We start from the raw sequence: 22,087 nt of genomic DNA on the forward strand, positions 1-22,087 counted from the left end.
AAAAAGGGGACGTTGTGAAAAACACCTCAACCAATAAAAAAACCTGTAGACAAGTCACTTAAAAACTTCTTGTCTATAGGTTTTTCTCTTATAAGTAATAAAAGCGCTGCATTGAGTTATGAAAAATGCTGATGCAAAACATATACGAAGTCCGTTCATTCACTGGATGAGCTTAAGACAGAAAAAATGCGTTTATCCTACTTAAAAAAAGCCCACTACTAATAAAAAAAGCAGAAAAAAATTAGATTAATGTTTCCTTAGCAAACCGTACAAATTCCTGCATGACAGAGGAAAGATGCCCATCTTTTTTCCAAATTAACGCTAATTCCCATTTTATCGTTGGATTAGCAACAGAAATAGATGTAACCTTATCTGTTAGCTCTCTACAAGTACTATCTGGTAAGAAGGTAATCCCAACATTGGATGCTACCATTTCTTCAATGAAATCCAACTGTGATGTCTCCAAAATGATCTTAGGCTCAAATCCTGTATCCTTACAAGCAGACACGATACTTTCACGTAAAGAAAAGTCGTTATTAAACATAATAAAGGATTCTTCTTTCAACTCGTTTAATGTAATCTTCTTTTTATGCGCGAAACGATGGGTAGTTGGGACAATCAATTTTAATCCTTCTTGAATAAATGTATAAGTGGCAAAATCATCCTGTGTAGGTAAAACGACAACTCCAAAATCCAACTCGCCTTCGTTCACCTTTTCTTCAATCCGTTTTGACCCATCTTCTTCCAATTGAAACGTAATATCTGGATATCTTCGATGGAAGGAGGCAATGAATTGCGAAAAGAAAAATGCATTTGTAATCGATGGCAAACCGATACGCATATGACCTTTTTTCAGTTGTTGAAACTGCTCTAAGTCAAATAACATCGCCTGATATTGTTTATCTATTTTTTTAGCATGCTCATGCAATACTTTACCGGCTTCTGTTAACACTAATTTTTTTCGTGAACGGATAAATAATGGAAACCCAAGTTCTTCTTCAAGTGATTTTATAATTCGACTAATCGCTGGCTGGGTGATGTACAATTGATTCGCAGCTTGCGTAAAACTCCCTGTTTTCGTAACTTCCATAAAATACTGTAAATGCTTGATTTCCACTTTCCTTCTCTGCTCCCCCTAAATGATTATTACCTTTTAAAACGAAAATTTGGCTAGCCACGCCTTTAACGAACCTGGTCTAGTTACGTACCTTATCCGTTAATTTCTTCACTGTCGAGTCTGCTTCTACGCTAGATTTCAGATTTTATTGATGTCTAAAGTTACGTTTCACCTCTTGTAACAAAGCGCTTTCTTTTTTAATGGTACACAACAAACTTTTTAGATAACATGTAAAAACAAATTATCTTACCATCGCTAATTTCTGATTAATCATTTCAAAAAAGCGATCCACCATGTTGATACCGATATAATTTTCTAAGCAATAAATACAACATCCGATCATGTCCAATGTCTATTTGCTCTAGACTTGTCACCCTTCTTTCTCCTTGATATAAGCCTGTTTCACTATGAAGCTCATAAAACCCTCCCACGTACTAAGAATAGTCTGGCATTAATATAATAGTAACACAATTATTTTATTTACATCTTTGTGAAGGTTTATAATTATTATTATTATTGCTAAACTATTAATCAAACTTCTTTATTTTTCTGTAACATTTGCGATGGCATTGTAGCTAGACACAGCTTTTTTATATTTTATCTTTACTTTCATCAAATTTTCATATTCCTTTTTTATACTAGGTGAAGATTTGGTATGAACTTGGAGGACAGCATATGCTATCAACTACTGTGTTAATGACGATTGCGATTAATACAATAAGTATTGCTGCTGGTTTAGCTATTTATTATATAAGTAGCAAACTGGGAGTGAACGAAAGAAAAAAAGTAATCGAGCAGTTAACTTCTTATATCATTAATTTTGTCCTTTTTATTTGGCTGGCAAAAATTATTTGGCAATTCCCCTTGTTTATCTCAGATCCTGTTGCTGTATTAGCTTATCCAAGTAATGCCCAAGCCTTTTATTTGGCACTTTTCCTGATACTCATCCAAATAAGCTATCATCGTAAAAAGCGTGGTCTGAATATCCAAGAATTGCTGTTTCATTTTATTCCAGTATTCCTTTCAGCATCTTTCACCTATCAATTTATTGATATCGTTTGGCTTAATAACCAATTTGCTTGAGGAAATTTTCTATTAATGATGTTCTTGCTTCTCTTATTTTTACGTTTACGAGAACGTCTGCAACAGCGTACACTGATCATCACCATCACGTTATGTTGGGTAATCGGAAAGCTGATTCTGAGCAATCTATTGCCATATACAACCATTTTCGGATATATGATCCACCCACTACTTTATATTGTTGTTGGTATGATTTGCATGGTTTTATTTGTAATTAGAAGAAAGAGGGTGTCTTTATGACAGCGACAGCTGATCTAACAATCTGGTTGGCATTAGGGGCGGGAATGCTTTCATTCCTTTCTCCCTGTACATTACCGATTTTTCCGGCGTATTTATCATATATAACCGGAATGAGCGTTAAAGAACTAGAAACAAATCATCATGTCAAAATAAGAAGCAAACTGCTTATTCATGCGATTTTCTTCTTGCTGGGTGTATCACTCATCTTTATCAGCCTGGGAATAGGGGTTTCGTTCTTAGGTCAATGGATACAAGGACTATTAGCTGGGGAATCCGGCGAATTTATCCAACGAATTGCTGGGATTTTTATTATTATCATGGGATTATTTGTTGGCGGCTGGTTAAAAATTACTTCATTTATGAAAGAGAAGCGATTTCAATTCTCGAAAAAACCAGTTGGCTATTTAGGCACTATTTTTGTTGGAATGGGCTTCGCTGCAGGTTGGACCCCTTGTATTGGACCAATTTTCGCGTCCATCTTAGTCGTTGCAGCTGCTAACCCGACACAAGGGGCATGGTATACGCTCTTCTATGTTATTGGTTTTGCGTTGCCATTTCTCATTCTAACCTTTTTCCTCGGTTCAACACGGTGGATTGTTAAATATAGTGGCATTATCATGAAGATTGGTGCAGTTATTATGATTCTTATGGGGATACTATTATTTTTCGGATTAATGCCAAGAATTTCCGCATTTTTATTAAATCTTGTAAAAGATACGTGGCTGGTAAACTTAGGTTAGGAGGAAGTTTTTATGAAAAAAGCGATACTCATTATTATTATTGTAGGAATGTTTGGTTGGGCGCTTTATGATTTTGTTTTTTCCTCAAATGATACGATTCAAGAAACAAACGGCTCAGACAGTTCCGTTTCAGGAAATAAAATAACATCTGAAGTCAATCAAAGCAATGAGACCGAGAAGACAGGCGATGCCAGTGAGGAGGGGCTGGAAGTCGGTAATACTGCTCCTGACTTTAAGCTTCCTACTCTGGAAGGAGAAACAATTCAATTATCCGATCTGCGTGGTGAACGAGTAATGATTAACTTCTGGGCTACATGGTGTCCGCCATGCCGTGCTGAAATGCCTGATATGCAAAAATTTCACGAGAACAAAGATGTCAACATACTAGCCGTAAATTTAACGGAAACGGAGGGAAGCTTAATCAACATCCAAAATTTTGTTAATGATTATGATCTTACATTCCCTATTTTAAAAGATGAGAACACTGAAGTTGCCAACACATATCAAATTCAGCCTATTCCTACTACCTTTATGGTCGATAGTAAGGGAGTAATCCAATTTAAAGCATTTGGCGCAATGAACTATGATTTGATGGTTCAAGAATTTGAAAAAATGGAATAGCAGGTACTGTACGAAAAAACGCTTTACACATGTAGGATCACTATTTGGAACAAGCAATTGCATTATAGTATCATTTCCTCCTCTAACTCGTTAAACTAATGTTGAGGTGAGATCATGAAACAGACAATTATGGTCGTTGAAGATGATAAAATGATACGAAATCTGATACGTATTTATTTAGAAAAAAATGGCTACGAGGTTGTAGAAGCGGCTGATGGCGAAGAAGCAAAGACTGTATTTTTAAAGTATCACCCCTGTCTTATTATTCTTGATTTAATGCTTCCTAAATTAAGTGGTGAAGACTTCTGTAAATGGGTGAAGGAGCTAGAAAATGGGGAAGTCTCTATCATCATGCTGTCAGCAAAAACAAGCATTGAAGAAAAAATAACCGGCTTAAGAATCGGAGCAGACGATTATATGACCAAACCGTTTGATCCAAATGAGCTCATCGCACATATAGAGGCAGTATTACGCCGTACCGGTCAATTTTGCCAAAAGATTGTAAGTAACGGCCTTTGCATCAAACCAAGAAAAGGTGAAGTGCTACTTCATGATGAGCTAATTCAGCTAACAAAATTTGAATTTAACTTGCTTTATGTTTTTATGCAGCATCCTAATATTGTTCTTTCTCGAGAACAGCTTGTCAATGAACTCTACCCTCATTCAGAAAATAACGTGATGGATCGAACCATTGATGCACATATTAAAAAATTAAGAGAAAAAATTGAGGAAGAGCCTGCCAAGCCAAAACGAATTCAAACTGTACGTGGAATGGGGTATAAATTTGTCCAAGCTAATTGAAAAAATAACCAGCTTCCTACCAGTTAGTTTTTTTTGGCGATTAACATTTTTGTATTTCTTAGTTATTGGTGTTGCTTTATTTATTAGTGGCTGGGCACTTTATAACACTGCCTGCTTTTTAGCCGCAGGTGTTGGAAACCTTGATGAACTCAGGCAGCAGCAATTTAATCAAACCTTGTTAAGCTATGTATGGTTATTTGTCGTAATCGCTATTTTCATCGCATCTGCTCTGTACTTTTATTTAACGAAACGCTTATTAAAGCCTATTCGCAGCCTTTTAGAAGCGACTCAACTATTAAAAAAAGGGAAATATCCTAATCCGATCCCCATCGTTAGAAAGGATGAAATTGGTCAGTTAGTCCAACAATATAATGAACTAATCGCACAGTTAAATCGAAATGAAGCAGATCGGAAAAAACTTGTTTCAGATATCTCCCATGAATTTCGCACACCTCTATCCAATCTCAGCGGTTATTTAATGGCTTTAGAATCTGGCGATATCGTCGGAGATCAGAAATTGTATACAGCACTCTACCAAGAATCACAGCGTCTTACCTCCTTATTGGATCAATTTGACCAATTAAAACAATGGGATCAGACTACTGCAAAAACATCTACTAGAAAAGAAATAGCTTCGATAAAACCACTCTTAGAGCAATGCACTTCTATGTTTCAGTGGACATTAAAGCAAGCAAATATGCAGTTAAAACTTCATGTGGAGGCTGCAGATTTATTCATCCACTCAGAAGGAATACAGCAGGTAGTTAGTAATCTATTAGACAATGCAATCCAATATTATAAGGGCTCAGGCACAATTCGTATTCATGGAAGTAAAGAAGGAGCATGGTACAGTATTGCTGTCTCAGGCCCAGGTGTGCCAATACCGGAAAGGGAAAAGGATAAGATTTTTGAACGTTTTTATCGCCTTGAATCATCACGTAGCAGGGACACAGGAGGAGCTGGATTAGGACTCGCAATCGCCAAGGAGATTGTTGAAAAGCACCATGGAAAGATTTGCGTTGCACCTTCCTCTTGTGGCGAGAATACCTTTTATGTAAAACTGCCGTTAAAAAGGGAGATGGGAGGATCTGCGTAAAAGCTTAGGGAGCGATTTATTAAACCTTGAAAATGCTAGCCTCTATTTTTCCCCTAATCTAACTCCTAATGAACGGGTAAACTGCCATTAGAAAAACTTGGCTTGTCGCCAAGCCTTTAGCGAAAGCTGTAGTTTTTCTTATACGATAAAGTGAAGCTTCATTCCGTGGAATGCTTTTTACACGGAATGTTAGTTTGAACGAATCGGGCATTTAGGTGCCGTTTTCTTCCACTTAGACCCTTTTGTACCAACTCAGGATCTTATAGTGGAAGTCCTACGGCACCTTACATGCGGGATAAACTATAAAATTTTATACTTTCCTATTAGTAGAACAAAATGCACATGCTCGGTTAGCAACATACAAACGCCAAGCTTCTGACGAAAAAAAGAGAAACTTCATTCAAGAAACTTTCCTTGTCCTGTAGGCTAAGAACCAATCGGACATTTGACTCTCCGTTATCCCCCATCTAGACTTCTTCGAAAAATTTAAAAGATCTCCGTACAGTCGAAGAAAAAGAAAAAAATACATTCAGATTTCTTTATCATGATGTAGCCAGAAAAGGCAGCCACATGGAATACGGAACCTACACTCGGAATGGCAAAAAAAATATATCTTTACTCTCCTATCAAGATATCTATGACTTTGAAAAAGTAACAGCATTTGTTGGAACAATTGAAATATTTCTAGAAGAAGTGATAATGCTCGAAAAAAAGCATGAATCATCACTTAATGATCTTCCATGAATAATATTTATGGATGAAGATGCACTGGCGTCCCAATTGGTACAAGTTTAGAGAGTTCTAAAACATCCTTGTTATACATCCGTATACATCCATGCGAAACGTCTTTTCCAATTGATGAAGGACGATTTGTTCCGTGGATCCCATAGTGTGGTTTAGAAAGTCCCATCCACATGACACCAAATGGTCCTCCAGGATTAGGCGCCTTATTTACTATTGTATAGGTTCCAACTGGAGTCGGGGTTAGCATTTTACCAACACCAATTGGATATTGCTTTACTACACGCCCATCTTTCAAAAGCGTCAACGTATGCTTTAAGACAGAAACATCAATTAAATATGGCAAACAAAACCACCTCCCTAGCGTATTTTATGTAGAATATGTGATAGAGTGAAACTTGAATTTCGACAGCAAGCAAAGGGTTGATTAATTTGCAAAAAGAAGATGTCATCTTAAAAACGAAACAGTTTGTTTTTCAAGAATTAAATGGGGACGCAAGCGGTCACGATTGGTGGCATATCGTCCAAGTGGCGAAATTGGCAAAAACCATTGCCCTTAAAGAAAGAACAGTCTTTTTATCTGTGAAATGGCAGCATTGCTTCACGATATTGCAGATGAAAAATTGAATAAAAGTGCAGAGAAAGGCTTGTAAAGGGTAGGAAAATGGTTGGAACCTTTTAAAGCTGGATGAAGCACAAATCATGACAATTATTGCTACTATCTCATTAAAGGACGGTGAAGAACCTCCAGTTGAATCGGTGGTAGCAAAAGTCGTTCAAATGCCGATCGTCTCGGGTGCAATCGGCGCCATCGGCGTTGCTCGAACATTTGCCTTTGCTGGTGCAAATAAACAACTTATCTATGATCCTCAAATTGAGCTGAAAACAACAATCACAAAAGAAGGATACCGTAAAATAAATTCAACATCCATTCATTACTTTCATGAAAAACTGTTAAAGCTAAAAGACTTGATAAATACAGATTATGCAAAATAATCGCAGTAGCAAGACATCAATGGATGGAAAGCTTCCAAAGATTTTTTTATCGAATGGGAAGGAAAGTGAACTAAAAAAAATAGGCAATTACATATTCTAAACAATGGAATAGACAGGCTATCTTCTTTTTATTTATTCTAAATCTAAGGAATATAGGCCGAAGAACGTTGCTATTACCTACATCTGAAAAGTCGCAAAAATCAGGGTCTGTCCGATAAGTTCTTAAAAGTAAAGCAGCTAAGAAAATGAAACAAATTTCCTTAGCTGCTTTTTTAAATGGAATCATTTTTATGAAAATAGCGAGCCGAAGACCTGCTACTTTTAGTAAGTTGTGGGCTAATGCCACAATCCCAAACTCGACATGCACCTTGTCGAGCCTCGCAAGGAAAACCTGCGGAACGTCCGATTGCCCTTGTTGTGACCGAACTCACTTTCTACTTCGACTTTGCGCTGAGCGTAGATAGTGGCTTTCTCTTCACATTCAAGGGCTGTTTTTCCAACGCCGATCGGCCCTTCAATAGCAATAAAAGGAATCGTTGTCATTTCTGGCACCTCCCACTCTTTGTACCTAGAACTTTCCTCTATATAGATTTCAAAAGTGCCTATACTAACATTTTTGCACATAATATGAACATGCCAGATAGATTCTTACAAAGTGATTATTGATATTTCACTATAAAAAGTACAGCTTCATGAGTAAACGTGCAACGAAAAAAGAACTTGGCAATGCAGCAATAAAGTAAAATTTCCATCAGTGGGATTTTCTCTTATTCCCCCATACAAGGGGGATCTCAAGCTAAAAGCACGGGTGTCCTCGAAAAAGAAGTTCACTTTTTCTTCGTACGATACTGCTTCAAGAAGCGTTCCTTGTCCTATAGGCTAAGAACCAATCGGACATTTGACTTTCCGTTACCCCCACCTAGCGCTTCTGATTCCTCTTGCTCTGCGAGATGGGGATCAAGACTTGCCAATTAGATGTGGGATATTTTCACATTTCATTGATTTGATTGCTCAAGATATACATGAAATTGCAAACTTCGGAAAATACTAGTGTAAATGAGATCCAAAAGGAGAATTAAAATGAACATAACAAGATACTGCCGATTGGTCCTATTTTTTTCTTGCTTATTTCTTTTCTTATCTGGATGCAACAATAACGAGACAGAACCTTCGAAACAGGAGAGGGACAGCAAGCTGATGACCCATGATGATGAAAATCAGCAACATGTAGAAGAACTTGAAGGAGGATCAGAGTTAGCAAGCAGAGAGCAAACACCGGTATCATTTTGGACATTGCAGCGCGAATATCCTAATAGTATTGCAATTCGAGCAAACAATACAAAAAAGATGGCCATTACCTTTGATGACGGCCCGAGTCAAAAGTACACACCTCTTATATTAGATACGTTAAAAAAACATAACGCAAAAGCAACTTTTTTTATGATGGGATCAAGAGCTGCAGCTTATCCCGATATTGTAAAGCGTATTCATGAAGAGGGGCATGCAATTGGAAATCATTCTTATTGGCACCCAAATTTAAGTGAAGCAAATATTGATCGAATGAAAAAAGAAATTTCAGATACGGAAAATACGATAGCACAAATAGTGAATATAAGACCAAGGCTATTTCGGCCGCCTTATGGCAATTTAACTCGCGAGCAAGTAAAAGTATTAGAACAAATGAATTTATCTGCTATCATGTGGTCAGTTGATTCCTCAGACTGGCAACAGCTTTCCGCTGAACAAATTCAAAAAAATGTCCTAAGCAATATTCACCCTGGTGCCGTTATTTTATTTCATGATGGCGGTCATTGGACACAAGACTTATCTGGTACAGTAGAGGCATTGGATATTATTATTCCGAAACTGCAAAATGATGGTATAGAGCTAGTAACCATTCCGGAACTTTTTCAAATAGAAGGACAAAAATAATATTCGCCTATAGCGAAGCATTAGTGAAGATACTAGCAGTTTGTAAAAAACTCCCTTTTATAAAGTAACATCATAAAGTTAGACCGTACCACTTCTAAGGTCTGAATTCGGTATTGCACCGAGTTCAGGCCTTTTCCTATATTGAACAAATCATTCCTATGCACTCATTATATCCCTACTTGGTGGCCATCCGGAATAGTAGTTGCTTTATTATTAATTATTTCATTTACTAGGTTGCACACAAAATAATACTCGTTTAATAGCGTTTTTCGAAAACAATACTCTATGAGATTGATACTGTTCCATACATATTCTAACTATATGGTTGACCATCCAGTAGGAAAATTATAAGAAAAGCACCTTCAAGTTTAAAGACGGTACTTATCATTAGGACATTTCAGCTTTAAGTCGAAGTACTATTGGTTTTTTATTTTAAATGTTACCATCTGCAGTATTATTTTTTAGCTGGTATTTTGGCGGTCCTGTATGGTTTATCATTTCTTGGATAACTAATATACCTCAAGAAATCTATGAAGCATATTTACAAAAAATAAGGTTACACAAAGAAAGATAAACTGCTGCTTGCTGGTCATCAGCGATACCGCAGCAAGCATGATCGTTACCTAATTTATTATAAAAAAGAAAAAACTCAATCTAACTTTTATGTTTGAAACTATTAGCTGCCGACTAGTACAGGTTAAATTATTATGTATTGCTTATTTTATCCTTTAAATAGGGCCAACCGTATTGTGACGGTTAGCCGAATCTTATCTACTTTTTACAAGTAAGTTAACAGCCTCTTTGATAAGATCGTCCGCATTACCTCCATTTTTTTGTTCTTCGCGAATACAGCGCTCTAAGTTTTGACTAACAACTAAAGCCGCTGTACGATCTATCGCATTTCGTGCAGCAGACATTTGAGCAACAACTTCACGACAGTCCTTTTTTTGTTCCATCATTTTTTGTATCCCCCGAATTTGACCTTCAATACGCTTCATTCGATTAATTACTTTTGTATCATATTCCATTCCTCTGTTGTATCCTCCTCTTTCCCATTACATAAAATGCTGCAATGCTTTGTTATACACAATAATTATTAAAATGGTGGGGTGTTTTCATCTCAACAACATAATAAAACTTTAGCTAATCTCTCTTTTTTACTGTTAATAGATCTCTGACTAGTTCAGTAATTACGTTCTTCATACCATCATATTTATCCAAAATGTTTGCCGAATGCTTTTTTTCCTGAATCTTTTTCCTAAACACCTAATCGACAGACTGAAATTTTAAATACAATTAACGATTGCTATATCACTATATACTCTTCATGATTTATCTTGAGCCGTCGACCAGGAAAGTAAATACTTGGAACGAAATACACGAATGTTCGTATCCATGCCTTCTTCATAAACAGGATAACGTGTAAACGGATTCGGAATGGCAATATTTCGCACTGCTTCAAACGAAGGCTACTAGATAGGGCTATAATGTCAACTCGTGGTGTCTTTCACGCATCCTTTACATTTCATTTGCTAAAATCTATAACGCCTTTAATTACGGCGGAACTCATCTTGTTTAAATATTCCTTCGGTTCGAGCAATATCCATCACTGATCGAATTTCATCCCTCGCTACCGATGTATCCCACTCTTCCCCTCTCGATAACTGCTTAATAATAAAACCAATAATTGCGTTTAATAGCATTGTTAACAGTCGAAAAATAACCACTACAAAACGGATAAACTATACATGCCATTCGATCAGGAAAAGCAGCAGCGTCGGACTTAGGAGTTACTTCTGCAAGATAATAATCGTAACTGTCAAAACTACTGATGCAATCCCAACATAGAATTCTTCACTATATTATTTCCAATTAATATCGATATTATAAATTAATCGGTTTGGAAACTAAACGAAGCAAGTTATTTACCTAGATAGCATCGTTTTTCGCCTTTGTTTGTAATTCAAAGCTGTCCCGCTCCCGGAAAAGAAAAAAGTTATGAATCATAACGCAATGATCGTGAGCGATCACTCCGATTTTTCCCTCTTAAATATACCTTAACTATTTATGAGGGTATGTTAGTCCCCTTCTATCATACATTGATTTTTTATGAAGATAAAGTCAAAGTGATACATTGAAAGAAAATTCACTTCCTAAAGAAAGTTAAAAATCTATCCAAAAATAACACGAAGCACAGAAAATTGTGTAAAAAGATTCAATCTTTGGTGAAAAATATGATAAAATAGGAAAGATATTTTTATTATATACAACAAGAGATGACATCTAGAATGACGGAGGATTTTATGAAGAAAATTTTACAAATAGCTAGTGCATTTATTGGAATTATTGTCGGGGCGGGGTTTGCTTCTGGTCAAGAAATTTTGCAATACTTTACAAGCTTTGGTTATAAAGGAACGATCGGCGCTATCATTGCTACAATTTTATTCGCTTATTTAGGGATGATACTGACAAGACTTGGAAGCCGAGCTCAAACGACCTCTCATAGAGAAGTGATTTACTTTATTAGCGGGCGAAAAATTGGTGTAATTGTTGATTATATTATCGTCTTTACTCTATTTGGTGTTGGTGTCGTCATGATTGCTGGTGCTGGTTCCATTCTCAACCAGCAATTTTCGCTTCCCTCATTTGTCGGAATTACGTTAATGACTATTATTGTTATGCTGACTGTTATGCTTGATGTCCATCGGGTTGTTTCCATCATTGCAAGCATTGCACCTTTTTTAATTCTTACTGTAATGGTTATTTCCATGTATAGTTTATTTACGGTTGACACCCCATTACGCGAAATGGAATTTATTGCAACAGATCAGCCATCTGCTGTTTCTCATTGGTTACTATCAGCGATTAATTATGTATCCTTTAACATTGCTTTAGGAGCTTCCATGGCGCTGGTTATGGGCGGAGCGGAAAAGAATAAACGTACGGCTACAATTGGCGGTCTATTAGGTGGATTAGGAATTGGAATATTAATTGTATTTAATCATTATGCTATCTTTTCCAATATAAGCATGGTAGCTGAATATGAGATGCCAATTTTAAAAATTGCAGATGACATATCGCCAGTATTAGGTATTATTTATTCCATTATTCTGTTTGGAATGATTTTCAACACTGCTGTCAGCATGTTCTTTTCTCTAGGTTCTCGCTTTATGCCAAATGGAACACCAGCATTTCGCCGATTTAGCATTATAACGATTCTAGCTGCTTTTGCTTTAAGCTTTGTTGGTTTTACCAAATTAGTTTCGCTCTTTTATCCGATTATCGGGTATTTAGGCTTCTTCTTAATAATTGTTCTGATTATTGCTCCATTTCGTATGAAAGCATGGAAAGCGGAAAAGAATAGTTATTAAAATATAGTAACCTTTTTTGGAAGTAACTGATTGAAATGTTTCATAGCACCAACAAAATAACAAGGGGAATGATTATGTTTTTTTATCTGCTCATTGAGTATTTAACTGACTAAATACATATGGAGACTTTGACAGGATTTGGTATTCATAAAAGCGATTTGTAATGTATGCGAGACAAAAATCATGTAAGAACGAAAATCAAAGTTTACAAGTTGTGCAATCTAGATAAAGCGAAACTTCCTTCAAGAGGACTTTTCCTTCATTCCCCATTGATAGAAGTAGAACTTGCAACGTCCTTGAAAAATCGCGATGTATCGCTGTCGTGTTTTTTCTTGTCCTGTCAACCCGAACAAATCGAGCATGTAGGTGCCATTATCTTTGAAGCGGGATGCTTAGGGCATCTTAAATACGGAATAAATTGGGAGACAGACGATTGTTTTAGTATAATAGTATATGTATGCTAGAACACTTTACTTGGAGGGAAGCACGTTGCTTAAAAAATGGCTTCACGAATCAAAGTATGCTGTCGTATTTACTGGAGCAGGAATGTCAACCGAAAGTGGATTACCTGATTTTCGGTCTGCCAATAAAGGACTTTGGAAACAACAGGACCCCAATAAAATTGCAACAACCGAAGCATTAAATACGAATGTAGAAGCATTTATTGACTTCTATCGGGAACGAGTATTAAAAGTTAAAGCTTATGAACCGCATAAGGGACACTATATTTTAGCCGATTGGGAAAGACAGGGTTTAATAAAATCTATTATTACGCAAAATGTAGACGGCTTTCATCAGCAGGCTGGAAGTAAACGAGTTGCCGAACTTCACGGTACCCTGCAAAAGCTCCACTGCCAATCTTGTGGTAAAGAATATAGCAGTGAAGAGTACGTAAATAAAGATTATTATTGCACGTGTGGAGGTGTTTTACGTCCTTCCATTGTCCTATTCGGTGAAACCTTACCTATGGAAGCTTTTCAGTTCGCATTAGAAGAAGCAGAAAAAGCAGATTTGTTTATTGTATTAGGATCTTCTTTAAGTGTAACACCGGCAAATCAATTTCCGTTAATCGCAAAAGAGCATGGAGCAAGGCTTGTGATTATTAACCGTGAACCTACTCAGCTTGATGACTATGCTGACCAAGTTATTCATAATCGGGCAATCGGCGAAATATTAGCTGAAATCAACTAAAATTTTGTTTCTTTTACTTGGAATTGGAAGAATGCTTTTTCTTTCAAAGAAGGCTCTTCCAGACCATTCCTATCTTCTTAACGTTTGCTTTTGTGCTTTCATATAAAGAGCCAGTGCTTGTTATCGCACTGGCTCTTTAGTTTCATGATGCCATCCATTTCGGCGGCGTATTTTTATCCCAGAAAATTTCTCCAACTTCATAATGCTTCTCAAAGTCGTCATCTTTTAAATGGTAATGAAAATTAAACCAATATCCCTCTAAAGGTCGATGATCCCTGCGCACATGAAACTTAGCAACCGTTTCTTCGTTATGATAATCATAAATATGAAAAATCCGCTCACCGTATCCCTTTGCAGGTTGTTCAGTTATACCATAATAAGAAATTGGTTCTCCATTTTCATCTAACATAACCGTTTGCATAACTTCTTCAATTTTTGGCAAAATAACAGTTGTAAATTCATCACCAATCCGACCGGCAATTCGCGGTCCCATTTTAAGCATTGTCTGTTCCTTCACCTTTTCCGTAAGCTTCTCCATCGCCGAAGTAGAAAGTTCCTCTTCTATTGAAGATGAGGGTTCTTCTGCTACAGTAGTCTGGATGGATTCATCCAACTTCGAATCAGTATCATAGTTCTCTTTATCTTCATTTGCTTCAGCCGTTAATGATACTGGAACATACATTCCAAGTGTCATAATTGTAATGAGCATTACGGCTAGTTTCTTTATCCATTGCTTCATTATTTGGTGCCCCTTTATTTAATACATGTTTTTTAAAAATGGAAATCCTGGTAAATTCGCTTCGGTACGAGTTCTGCGAATAAATTACTTGTAGTTAGATAGATGAATAAAACAATGAGCGAAATCGCCGTTCCTTTTTACCGGATTTTTAAATATCCTCTATTACTTAAATTTTATCACTTCTCACTTATTTGTCTACAAAATTATAACAATTTAATATATTGTTAAAGACTATGCAATAAAATGAAATTTCATCATCCCTTTAAATCCCTACTAATAACAACTAAAAAAAGTACAAGTGCTCGGTTAACCAAATACAAACCGAAAAGCTTCTGAAGGGATAAAGTGAATCTTCAATCAGTGGGGAGATTTCTTTTATCCCCCTCTAATTATGAGAATGAACAGAATCGAACATTTAACTTGCAGTTGGTTCCGCCACTTATCCTCCTATTTTCGCCTCTTAGCATGAAGAGGCAGGTCTTACTACCAAGTTACATGCGGATAAAGTAGAACTCATTCAAAAATCGGCTTATCTCCTTGAAAAAGAAGAACGCTTGTTCTGCACACGATGCATCACTGCCGTAGCTTTTCTTGTCCTTGAAAAACGCGATCTGTCGCTGTCATAGCTTTCCTTATCCTTAAAAAGGAGAGCGCTTTCTGATTGCGATGTATTGCTGCCGTAACTTCTTCTGTCCTGCCGCCCAAACATTCGAGATTTTAGGAGCTGTTTTCCTCATAAAGTTCACAAAATAATAAGCAACTTTTTTAAAATGAGAGAAAATACGATACCTTAAATGCCGAATCAATAAAAATTTGCTTTATAATTACATGTACGTTCATGAAGTATCCGATTTTCATTACGATAAGAAAATGCTTCACAAAAAACAGTAATATGCTTCTCTTTAGAAAACAAACCTGACATTCGTTATGCAGGCGACAACTCTGGTTTATCCACAAAAGTGGTATGGTTTGAAATTCATTTCTATGCTGAAATTCAAATATGCGCCTGTATAAATACAGGCGTTTAATGATCCTACTCTTTTTCCGCAGATTTAATGGAACGGTTAGCTAGCCCCGTTTCTTTTTCGGGAATTTGATAGCCTTAACTAACAACATGCGCTATAACTGACGATGTAATGCTCTTTTTCCATCATAGCAATAAAGCATTTTTTTATCTTCAATAACTGTTTCCAGATAAACATGTCGCCCCCATAATCGATAAATATAAGGGAGAACATGTTCTAAATAATGGACATCTAACTCTGTTCCTTCATAATGGTGAACAAGATATAACTCCCCATTTCGTAAATAATCACCATTCTCTACAGTTATATAAGGAAACCCGCCATTTATCCGCATTGCAACAAGCTGATCACGAACTTTTTTATAATCTTTTGTCGTGATTTGATAATTTCTACCTTTTTTCTCAAAGAGATATAAATCCTCACGCTGCACAAGCTCTTTCGTCAAATAATTTCGAATGAAAGAAATATCAGAATCCAACTCCCTGACTTCAAATAATTTCTTCCGACCTGAGTTCGGCTTTATTCCTAATCGCTTCATTTCTTCTGTCGGATGATCATAGCGGTACTCGATATCCTCTAAAATTTTTAATCCAAGATAATATGGATTAATTTGATGTTTGGAAGGCTGCACCACACCTGCATTTAGAGTCGCAAATTCAATAGTTTCCTCACTAGTTAAATCCATTTCTCGTAATATTCGTTGATGCCAATACGATGCCCAGCCTTCATTCATTATTTTTGTCTCTAATTGTGGCCAAAAATATAACATCTCCTCTCGCATCATCGTTAATATATCTCGTTGCCAATCATCCAGTTCTTTGCTATATGCTTCAAGAAATAGTAGCAGGTCCTTCTCCGGCTTTGGCGGAAACTTCTTCCGTTTCTGTTTTTCCCGTGTATCATCTTGTTTAGGTGCTTCATCTAAATCCCACAGATCATCGTATGGTGTGATTCTCCTAGCCGGCTTCGTTTCTTCTTCCATCTTATCGTTTATTGATGGCGGGCGAATGAGTGACGGGTCAATATGCTCCTGAATAGCAAGTACGGCATCAAGAAATTCCTCCACCTCCCGCTCTCCATACACCATTTCATAATACGCTATTCGCTCGGCAGTTGCTGTCATACTCTCGACCATATCCCGTCTCGTATTGGAAAAGCGGACATTATTTTTGAAAAAGTCGCTATGTGCCAAAACATGTGCGATGATTAATTTATTTTGAATTAAACTATTTGTATCTAACAAAAAGGCATAGCACGGATCCGAATTAATAACCAGTTCATAAATTTGGCTAAGCCCTAGATCATATTGCAGCTTCATACGATGAAACTGTTTACCAAAACTCCAATGGCTAAATCGTGTTGGCATACCGTACGCCCCAAATGTGTAGATAATATCAGCAGGACAAATTTCATAACGCATTGGATAAAAATCTAACCCGAAACCAGCAGCTATTTCTGTAATTTCAGCAATTGCATCATGCAGTTCTTTGTTAGTGTCAGTCACTCGATTATCCCCCCGTTGCAGTTTGTATAGTTTATGAACAAGAAGGGAAATGATGACTGTCAGAAGCTCAACAGATTCATTTATTGATTCTTATTTTAATGGACTTATTTCTTCCTTGCTTAACAAACTAGTAATGGGATGTTTCCACTCAACTTCGGTATCCCCCAACTTCGAGAAATTCTCTCCGTCTTTAATGCGGTCCCTCAACTTCGAGACCTCCCGATTTGGATGCGGGACCTCTTGACTTAATTTGAAAGATTTCATACGTATATTATAATCCTTTAACATTTTGAGAACCAGTGCTTCTCGTTTTTACGAGTTCAATTCATCTATACAAATCTATAAATTTTTTTAATAATTTATAAAAAAACTATTGCTATTTTTGGGAAGTTCCCATATAATTTTGCACACAGGAAACTTTTTATATTTTGTAAAACATTTTCATTACACGAAACAATAAACTAGCAAGCGGATGCTAGTAAATTTTTAAGTTCTTGTTGCGTTAGGTAAAAATTATTAGAAAGGGGAATAAAAATGAAGAAGATCGTTTTATTTAGTTTTATTATACTTCTTGTTATTGGTACTTTTGGTTGTGCTACAGATTCCAAAAATGCCAGTGGATCAAGCGAACAGCCACATCAAATAGTCACGACAACCTCACAAATTGGTGACATAGCAAAAAATATTGGAGGAGATTTCGTCGAAGTAAATAGCTTAATGGGTCCAGGCACAGATCCGCATTTATATAACGCCGTCCAAGGAGACATTCAAAAAATGACAGATGCTGACATCATTTTCTACAATGGGCTACATTTAGAAGGACAAATGGGAGAAATATTTGCCAAAATGAAGCAGGAAAAACTGACAATTCCTGTGGCTGAAAATATACCAAAGGAAAAATTAATACATGACCCTGATAATCCTAAGGTTAGTGATCCTCATGTTTGGTTTGATATCGATTTATGGAAATACGCGGTAGAAGCAGTTCAAGATGGATTAATAGAATTGGATCCGGATAATAAAGAAACATATACGAAAAATACCGAAGCCTATCTAAAAGAATTGGACAAGTTACAGGCTTATGCAGAAAAGAAATTCAATGAACTACCTGAAGAAAGTCGTGTGCTTGTAACCGCGCATGATGCTTTTAATTACTTCGGAAAAGCTTTTGGTTTTGAAGTAATAGGTTTACAAGGGCTTAGCACAGAGTCTGATTATGGAGTGAACGATATTCAACGGATTATTGATGTATTAGTAGAAAGAAATATTAAAGGTGTATTTATAGAAAGTAGTGTATCAGAACGATCTATTAATGCTGTCGTAGAAGGTGCGAAAAAGGAAGGGCATGAAGTATCGATCGGTGGCGAGCTTTTTTCTGACGCAATGGGTAAAGAAGGAACAGAAGAAGGTACTTACATTGGTATGTTCAAACATAATATTGACACCATTGTTGATGCATTGAAATGAGGTGATTTATATGTATGCATTAAAAGTCAATCATATTTCCGTAACCTATGATAAACAATTAGCATTGGAAAACGTGTCTTTTGCAGTTCCAGAAGGGTCAATGACAGGGATAATTGGTCCAAATGGTGCTGGTAAATCAACTTTGATTAAGTCCATTTTACAACTGCTACCAACGATTTCCGGAGATGTAACTGTATTTGATAAGCCAATCCATGAACAAAGGAAAATCATTGGCTATGTACCACAGCGCAGCGAAGTAGATTGGGATTTCCCAACGAATGCACTAGATGTAGTACTAATGGGAAGATATAAACATATCGGATTGTTTAAGCGAGTATCAAAAAAAGAAATTACGTGGGCGAAGCATTGCCTGGAAAGAGTTGGCATGCAGGACTATGCCTCCCGCCAGATTAGTCAATTATCTGGTGGACAACAGCAACGCGTCTTTCTTGCTCGAGCAATGGCACAAGATGCAAAAATTTATTTTATGGATGAACCATTTGCAGGAGTGGACGCTTCTACAGAAAAAGCGATCATTGAATTAATGAAGGAGTGGAAGCGCGATGGCAAAACTGTTTTAGTCGTACATCATGACTTGCAAACAGTGAATGATTATTTTGATCATGTTCTTCTATTAAATAAGACACCGATTGCTTACGGGAAAACAAGTTTGGTGTTTACATTAGACAATTTGGAAGCGGCTTACGGAGGAAAAATTGCATTTTTACAAAGAGAAGCTCAGGCAGTAAAGGAGAGCACCTGAGATGGACACATTAACATCTTTATTTTCTAGTGCCAACCTGCAATGGGTGCTGGTCGGCAGCATCTTGCTTGGATTTGCCAGTGGTATCATCGGCAGCTTTGTCCTGTTAAAAAAACAAAGCTTGATTAGTGATGCGATGGCTCATGCCGCACTTCCAGGGGTCTGTATGGCTTATCTTATCTTTCAAATGAAATCCGTACCAATTCTATTAGCAGGGGCTGCTGTTACTAGTTTAATTGCAACCCATTCTATTCAATCCATTGTTGACAAATCACGCATTAAAACAGATGCTGCCATCGGTATTGTTATTTCCGTGTTTTTCGGTCTCGGTATTGTTCTGTTAACATACATTCAACAACACTCAGCAGGAAACCATGCAGGATTGGATACATTTATCTTTGGGCAAGCAGCTTCACTGGTAAAAAGTGATGTAGAACTAATTGCCATTGGTGCGTTAGTTTTAATTATCATCACCGCACTATTTTTTAAAGAATTTAAGATTAGTATTTTTGATCCGCAATTTGCCAAAGGTATGGGGTTACCGGTAACTTTTTTTAACGGCGTACTATTATTTCTTGTCGTAGCCGTTGTCGTGATCGGTATTCAGATGGTTGGGGTTGTGTTAATCGCTGCACTATTAATTACGCCGCCCATATCAGCTAGATACTGGACAGATCGACTCGGCTGGATGACGATACTGGCCGGAATATTTGGCGCCATATCCGGTGTAAGCGGAGCCGTATTAAGTACAGTCATTCATAATTTGCCTACAGGTCCAATCATCGTTTTAAGTGCTTCCATTATTTTTCTTTTTTCCTTATTTTTTGGAGCGAGAAAAGGGATTTTGTTTAAAGGAGGGAAGCGATCATGACATATACATTTTGGATTCTTTTAACCGGATGCCTTGTCGGTGTCACTTGTGGCGTAACAGGTGCCATTCTTGTGCTACGGAAGATGGCAATGATTGCTGATGCAATTAGTCATACCGTTTTGCTGGGGATTGTTGGCGCCTTTTTTATAACTCAAACGATTAGCGGTATACCGATGTTAATTGGGGCAGGAATTGTGGGTATTTTAACTGCTATTTTTGTAGAAATGCTGAATTCCTCCGGGGTGCAATCAGATGCTGCGATTGGTGTTGTCTTTACCTCTTTATTTGCCTTAGGTGTAGTGCTTATTTCATTTATCGGTGATCAAGTACACTTAGACATTCAGCATGCGTTAATGGGTGAAATTGCTTTTGTCCCTTGGAATACCCTAACTATAAATGGGGCTGATTACGGTCCAATAGCTGTATGGATGCTCGGCGGTGTATTAACGATAAATTTACTCTTAATTACGTTATTCTATAAAGAAATTAAAATGTCAACATTCGATCCGCAGTTTGCTACTTTAATTGGGGTTCCGGTAGTAATGATCCACTACCTATTAATGACAATGGTGTCATTGTCAACCGTAGCTTCTTTTGATAGTGTCGGCGCTATTTTAGTAGTAGCAATGTTGATCGTTCCAGGGGCTACCGCCTATTTATTAACCGATCGCTTTCTAGTCTTATTAATTTTAAGCGGTGTGATTGGCATCTTGTCTGCGATACTGGGCTACTCGTTTGCCGTCCAATTCAATGTATCTATTGCAGGTTCCATGGCAGTAGCGACAGGTGTGTTCTTTCTTGGAGCATTTTTATTTAGCCCAAAGCAAGGTGTGATTATAAAAAAATTGCGAAAGTCCGGGAAGACAATAGAACAACAGAAAGCAGAAGCGTAGATCAGGATTTTATAAAGTAAATTGGTCAATTTGTTGAAGCCATATCAACCTTTGAGAGACCTTATTTCAAAAAAGAGAAAAAGCAGTCTAATGGGGGAGAGTAATCAACCAACTTAGAAACTTCAATAGGGAAAATTAAACACTAAACACCCTTCATTTAAGAGAAAAATTTTGCTTATCGTACATGAACAAGCCTATCCTATGATCTGCATATATTTATGCTAAATAGAAACAGCCAAGGTGAATAAACTCATTTCCTTGGCTGTTTCTGATCGTTTTCTCTTAACATCCGCCTCTAACTTCTACATTATCTCCTTTAACAACCTTATCGGAATTCAACAGGACGACTGACGCTCAAAAGTTTAGCAAGGGGTTCCTCTCGACAAAAAGACTTAACAGTTCAGCTGTTTTCATCTTAGATTAAGCGCCCTCCATCTGGACACATCTACGTAAATAATTGCATAGAACTTTTTTGTATGATTTATTTTCATTTCGGGAAAAGCTATACAAGGAGGGATCAACATGGAGCAATTTATAACAATTGAGCAATTAAACACCCTATTAAAAAAATGGAATGGCAAGCGAATAAAAATTGCTAAACAGGAACTGGATGATTATGATGAAATTTTCCTCGATTTATCTAATATCTCCTATGCAACGAACAAGAGAAGAATCGATGATTATGAGCCAGTATATACACTGCGGCTAAATGGTTCTGGTCAAATTGAAAACGCCGCCCATCATTACGAGCCGCTGCCTAATCCAAGATATGAAATACCTTTAGAAGATACTTCCTTATATCAGTTTGATGGAGAGCAATTTTCATTGATTACTGATCGTGCGATATACACAATCGAAGTTCTTAACTAGTGAAACACCGGCACTACTAAGATGAT

General features: G+C 37.0%; 20 protein-coding genes and 2 pseudogenes. 15 read left to right on the forward strand and 7 right to left on the reverse strand.

The window, feature by feature from the left end; all coding sequences use genetic code 11:
* Positions 1–241: 241 nt before the first annotated feature.
* Complete coding sequence (locus BN1066_RS06815; RefSeq protein ID WP_077318690.1) at positions 242–1,117, reverse strand: LysR family transcriptional regulator; 876 nt, start codon at positions 1,115–1,117, stop codon at positions 242–244.
* A 675-nt stretch (positions 1,118–1,792) separates the two neighbouring features.
* Here BN1066_RS06815 and BN1066_RS06820 point away from each other — a divergent pair.
* The 6 genes from BN1066_RS06820 (at position 1,793) to BN1066_RS20140 (ending at position 6,442) form a co-directional block, all read left to right on the forward strand.
* Positions 1,793–2,200, forward strand: coding sequence for a hypothetical protein (locus BN1066_RS06820; RefSeq protein ID WP_077318691.1), 408 nt, complete (start codon positions 1,793–1,795; stop codon positions 2,198–2,200).
* A gap of 236 nt (positions 2,201–2,436) precedes the next feature.
* Complete coding sequence (locus BN1066_RS06825; protein WP_077318692.1) at positions 2,437–3,180, forward strand: cytochrome c biogenesis CcdA family protein; 744 nt, start codon at positions 2,437–2,439, stop codon at positions 3,178–3,180.
* 12 nt (positions 3,181–3,192) lie between these two features.
* Entirely contained in the window at positions 3,193–3,801 is a 609-nt protein-coding gene (locus BN1066_RS06830; protein WP_077318693.1) for a redoxin domain-containing protein, read from the forward strand.
* 114 nt (positions 3,802–3,915) lie between these two features.
* Positions 3,916–4,602, forward strand: coding sequence for a response regulator transcription factor (locus tag BN1066_RS06835; protein ID WP_077318694.1), 687 nt, complete (start codon positions 3,916–3,918; stop codon positions 4,600–4,602).
* Positions 4,586–5,698, forward strand: coding sequence for a sensor histidine kinase (locus tag BN1066_RS06840; protein ID WP_245799720.1), 1,113 nt, complete (start codon positions 4,586–4,588; stop codon positions 5,696–5,698). Before BN1066_RS06835 ends, BN1066_RS06840 begins: the two co-directional genes overlap by 17 nt.
* 570 nt (positions 5,699–6,268) lie before the next feature.
* Positions 6,269–6,442, forward strand: coding sequence for a hypothetical protein (locus BN1066_RS20140; RefSeq protein WP_179104307.1), 174 nt, complete (start codon positions 6,269–6,271; stop codon positions 6,440–6,442).
* Between the two features lie 7 nt (positions 6,443–6,449).
* Here BN1066_RS20140 and BN1066_RS06845 read toward each other — a convergent pair whose 3' ends face one another.
* Complete coding sequence (locus BN1066_RS06845; RefSeq protein WP_077318695.1) at positions 6,450–6,785, reverse strand: L,D-transpeptidase; 336 nt, start codon at positions 6,783–6,785, stop codon at positions 6,450–6,452.
* An 86-nt stretch (positions 6,786–6,871) separates the two neighbouring features.
* On the opposite strand from BN1066_RS06845, the pseudogene BN1066_RS21095 reads away from it, so the two are divergent.
* Positions 6,872–7,509: pseudogene (locus BN1066_RS21095) on the forward strand (HD domain-containing protein).
* A 245-nt stretch (positions 7,510–7,754) separates the two neighbouring features.
* Here BN1066_RS21095 and BN1066_RS20680 read toward each other — a convergent pair.
* A pseudogene (locus tag BN1066_RS20680) lies at positions 7,755–7,930 on the reverse strand (transposase); the annotation flags it as partial.
* Between the two features lie 585 nt (positions 7,931–8,515).
* On the opposite strand from BN1066_RS20680, the gene BN1066_RS06860 reads away from it, so the two are divergent.
* Complete coding sequence (locus BN1066_RS06860) at positions 8,516–9,367, forward strand: polysaccharide deacetylase family protein (RefSeq protein ID WP_179104308.1); 852 nt, start codon at positions 8,516–8,518, stop codon at positions 9,365–9,367.
* Positions 9,368–10,134: 767 nt separating this feature from the next.
* Here the strand turns inward: BN1066_RS06860 and BN1066_RS06865 are convergent.
* Entirely contained in the window at positions 10,135–10,395 is a 261-nt protein-coding gene (locus BN1066_RS06865; RefSeq protein WP_077318697.1) for a metal-sensitive transcriptional regulator, read from the reverse strand.
* A 522-nt stretch (positions 10,396–10,917) separates the two neighbouring features.
* Positions 10,918–11,106, reverse strand: coding sequence for a CNNM domain-containing protein (locus tag BN1066_RS20150; RefSeq protein ID WP_342745595.1), 189 nt, complete (start codon positions 11,104–11,106; stop codon positions 10,918–10,920).
* Between the two features lie 564 nt (positions 11,107–11,670).
* On the opposite strand from BN1066_RS20150, the gene BN1066_RS06870 reads away from it, so the two are divergent.
* Positions 11,671–12,738: a YkvI family membrane protein gene (locus BN1066_RS06870; RefSeq protein WP_077318698.1), complete on the forward strand. Its 1,068-nt coding sequence runs from the start codon at positions 11,671–11,673 to the stop codon at positions 12,736–12,738.
* 489 nt (positions 12,739–13,227) lie between these two features.
* Positions 13,228–13,929, forward strand: coding sequence for an NAD-dependent protein deacylase (locus BN1066_RS06875; RefSeq protein WP_077318699.1), 702 nt, complete (start codon positions 13,228–13,230; stop codon positions 13,927–13,929).
* A gap of 142 nt (positions 13,930–14,071) precedes the next feature.
* Here the strand turns inward: BN1066_RS06875 and BN1066_RS06880 are convergent, their stop codons facing one another.
* On the reverse strand, positions 14,072–14,668 hold the full coding sequence (locus tag BN1066_RS06880; RefSeq protein ID WP_077318700.1) for a YpjP family protein: 597 nt from the start codon (positions 14,666–14,668) through the stop codon (positions 14,072–14,074).
* A 1,119-nt stretch (positions 14,669–15,787) separates the two neighbouring features.
* Positions 15,788–17,197 carry a SpoVR family protein gene (locus BN1066_RS06885; protein WP_077318701.1) on the reverse strand — a complete coding sequence of 470 codons (1,410 nt, stop codon included), beginning with the start codon at positions 17,195–17,197 and terminating at the stop codon, positions 15,788–15,790.
* Positions 17,198–17,731: 534 nt separating this feature from the next.
* On the opposite strand from BN1066_RS06885, the gene BN1066_RS06890 reads away from it, so the two are divergent.
* The 5 genes from BN1066_RS06890 (at position 17,732) to ymzB (ending at position 22,061) form a co-directional block, all read left to right on the forward strand.
* Positions 17,732–18,664 carry a metal ABC transporter solute-binding protein, Zn/Mn family gene (locus BN1066_RS06890; protein ID WP_077318702.1) on the forward strand — a complete coding sequence of 311 codons (933 nt, stop codon included), beginning with the start codon at positions 17,732–17,734 and terminating at the stop codon, positions 18,662–18,664.
* A 10-nt stretch (positions 18,665–18,674) separates the two neighbouring features.
* Positions 18,675–19,427: a metal ABC transporter ATP-binding protein gene (locus BN1066_RS06895; RefSeq protein ID WP_077318703.1), complete on the forward strand. Its 753-nt coding sequence runs from the start codon at positions 18,675–18,677 to the stop codon at positions 19,425–19,427.
* A gap of 1 nt (position 19,428) precedes the next feature.
* Positions 19,429–20,298 (forward strand): metal ABC transporter permease, encoded by an 870-nt coding sequence (locus BN1066_RS06900; protein WP_077318704.1) that lies wholly within the window; start codon positions 19,429–19,431, stop codon positions 20,296–20,298.
* A complete protein-coding gene (locus BN1066_RS06905) occupies positions 20,295–21,191 on the forward strand; it encodes a metal ABC transporter permease (protein ID WP_077318705.1) in 897 nt (298 codons plus the stop codon). The genes BN1066_RS06900 and BN1066_RS06905 overlap by 4 nt, the downstream gene beginning before the upstream one ends.
* Positions 21,192–21,713: 522 nt before the next feature.
* Positions 21,714–22,061: a protein YmzB gene (gene ymzB / locus BN1066_RS06910; protein WP_077318706.1), complete on the forward strand. Its 348-nt coding sequence runs from the start codon at positions 21,714–21,716 to the stop codon at positions 22,059–22,061.
* Positions 22,062–22,087: the final 26 nt, after the last annotated feature.

It is taken from the genome of Virgibacillus proomii, assembly GCF_900162615.1.
Classification (GTDB): domain Bacteria; phylum Bacillota; class Bacilli; order Bacillales; family Amphibacillaceae; genus Virgibacillus; species Virgibacillus proomii.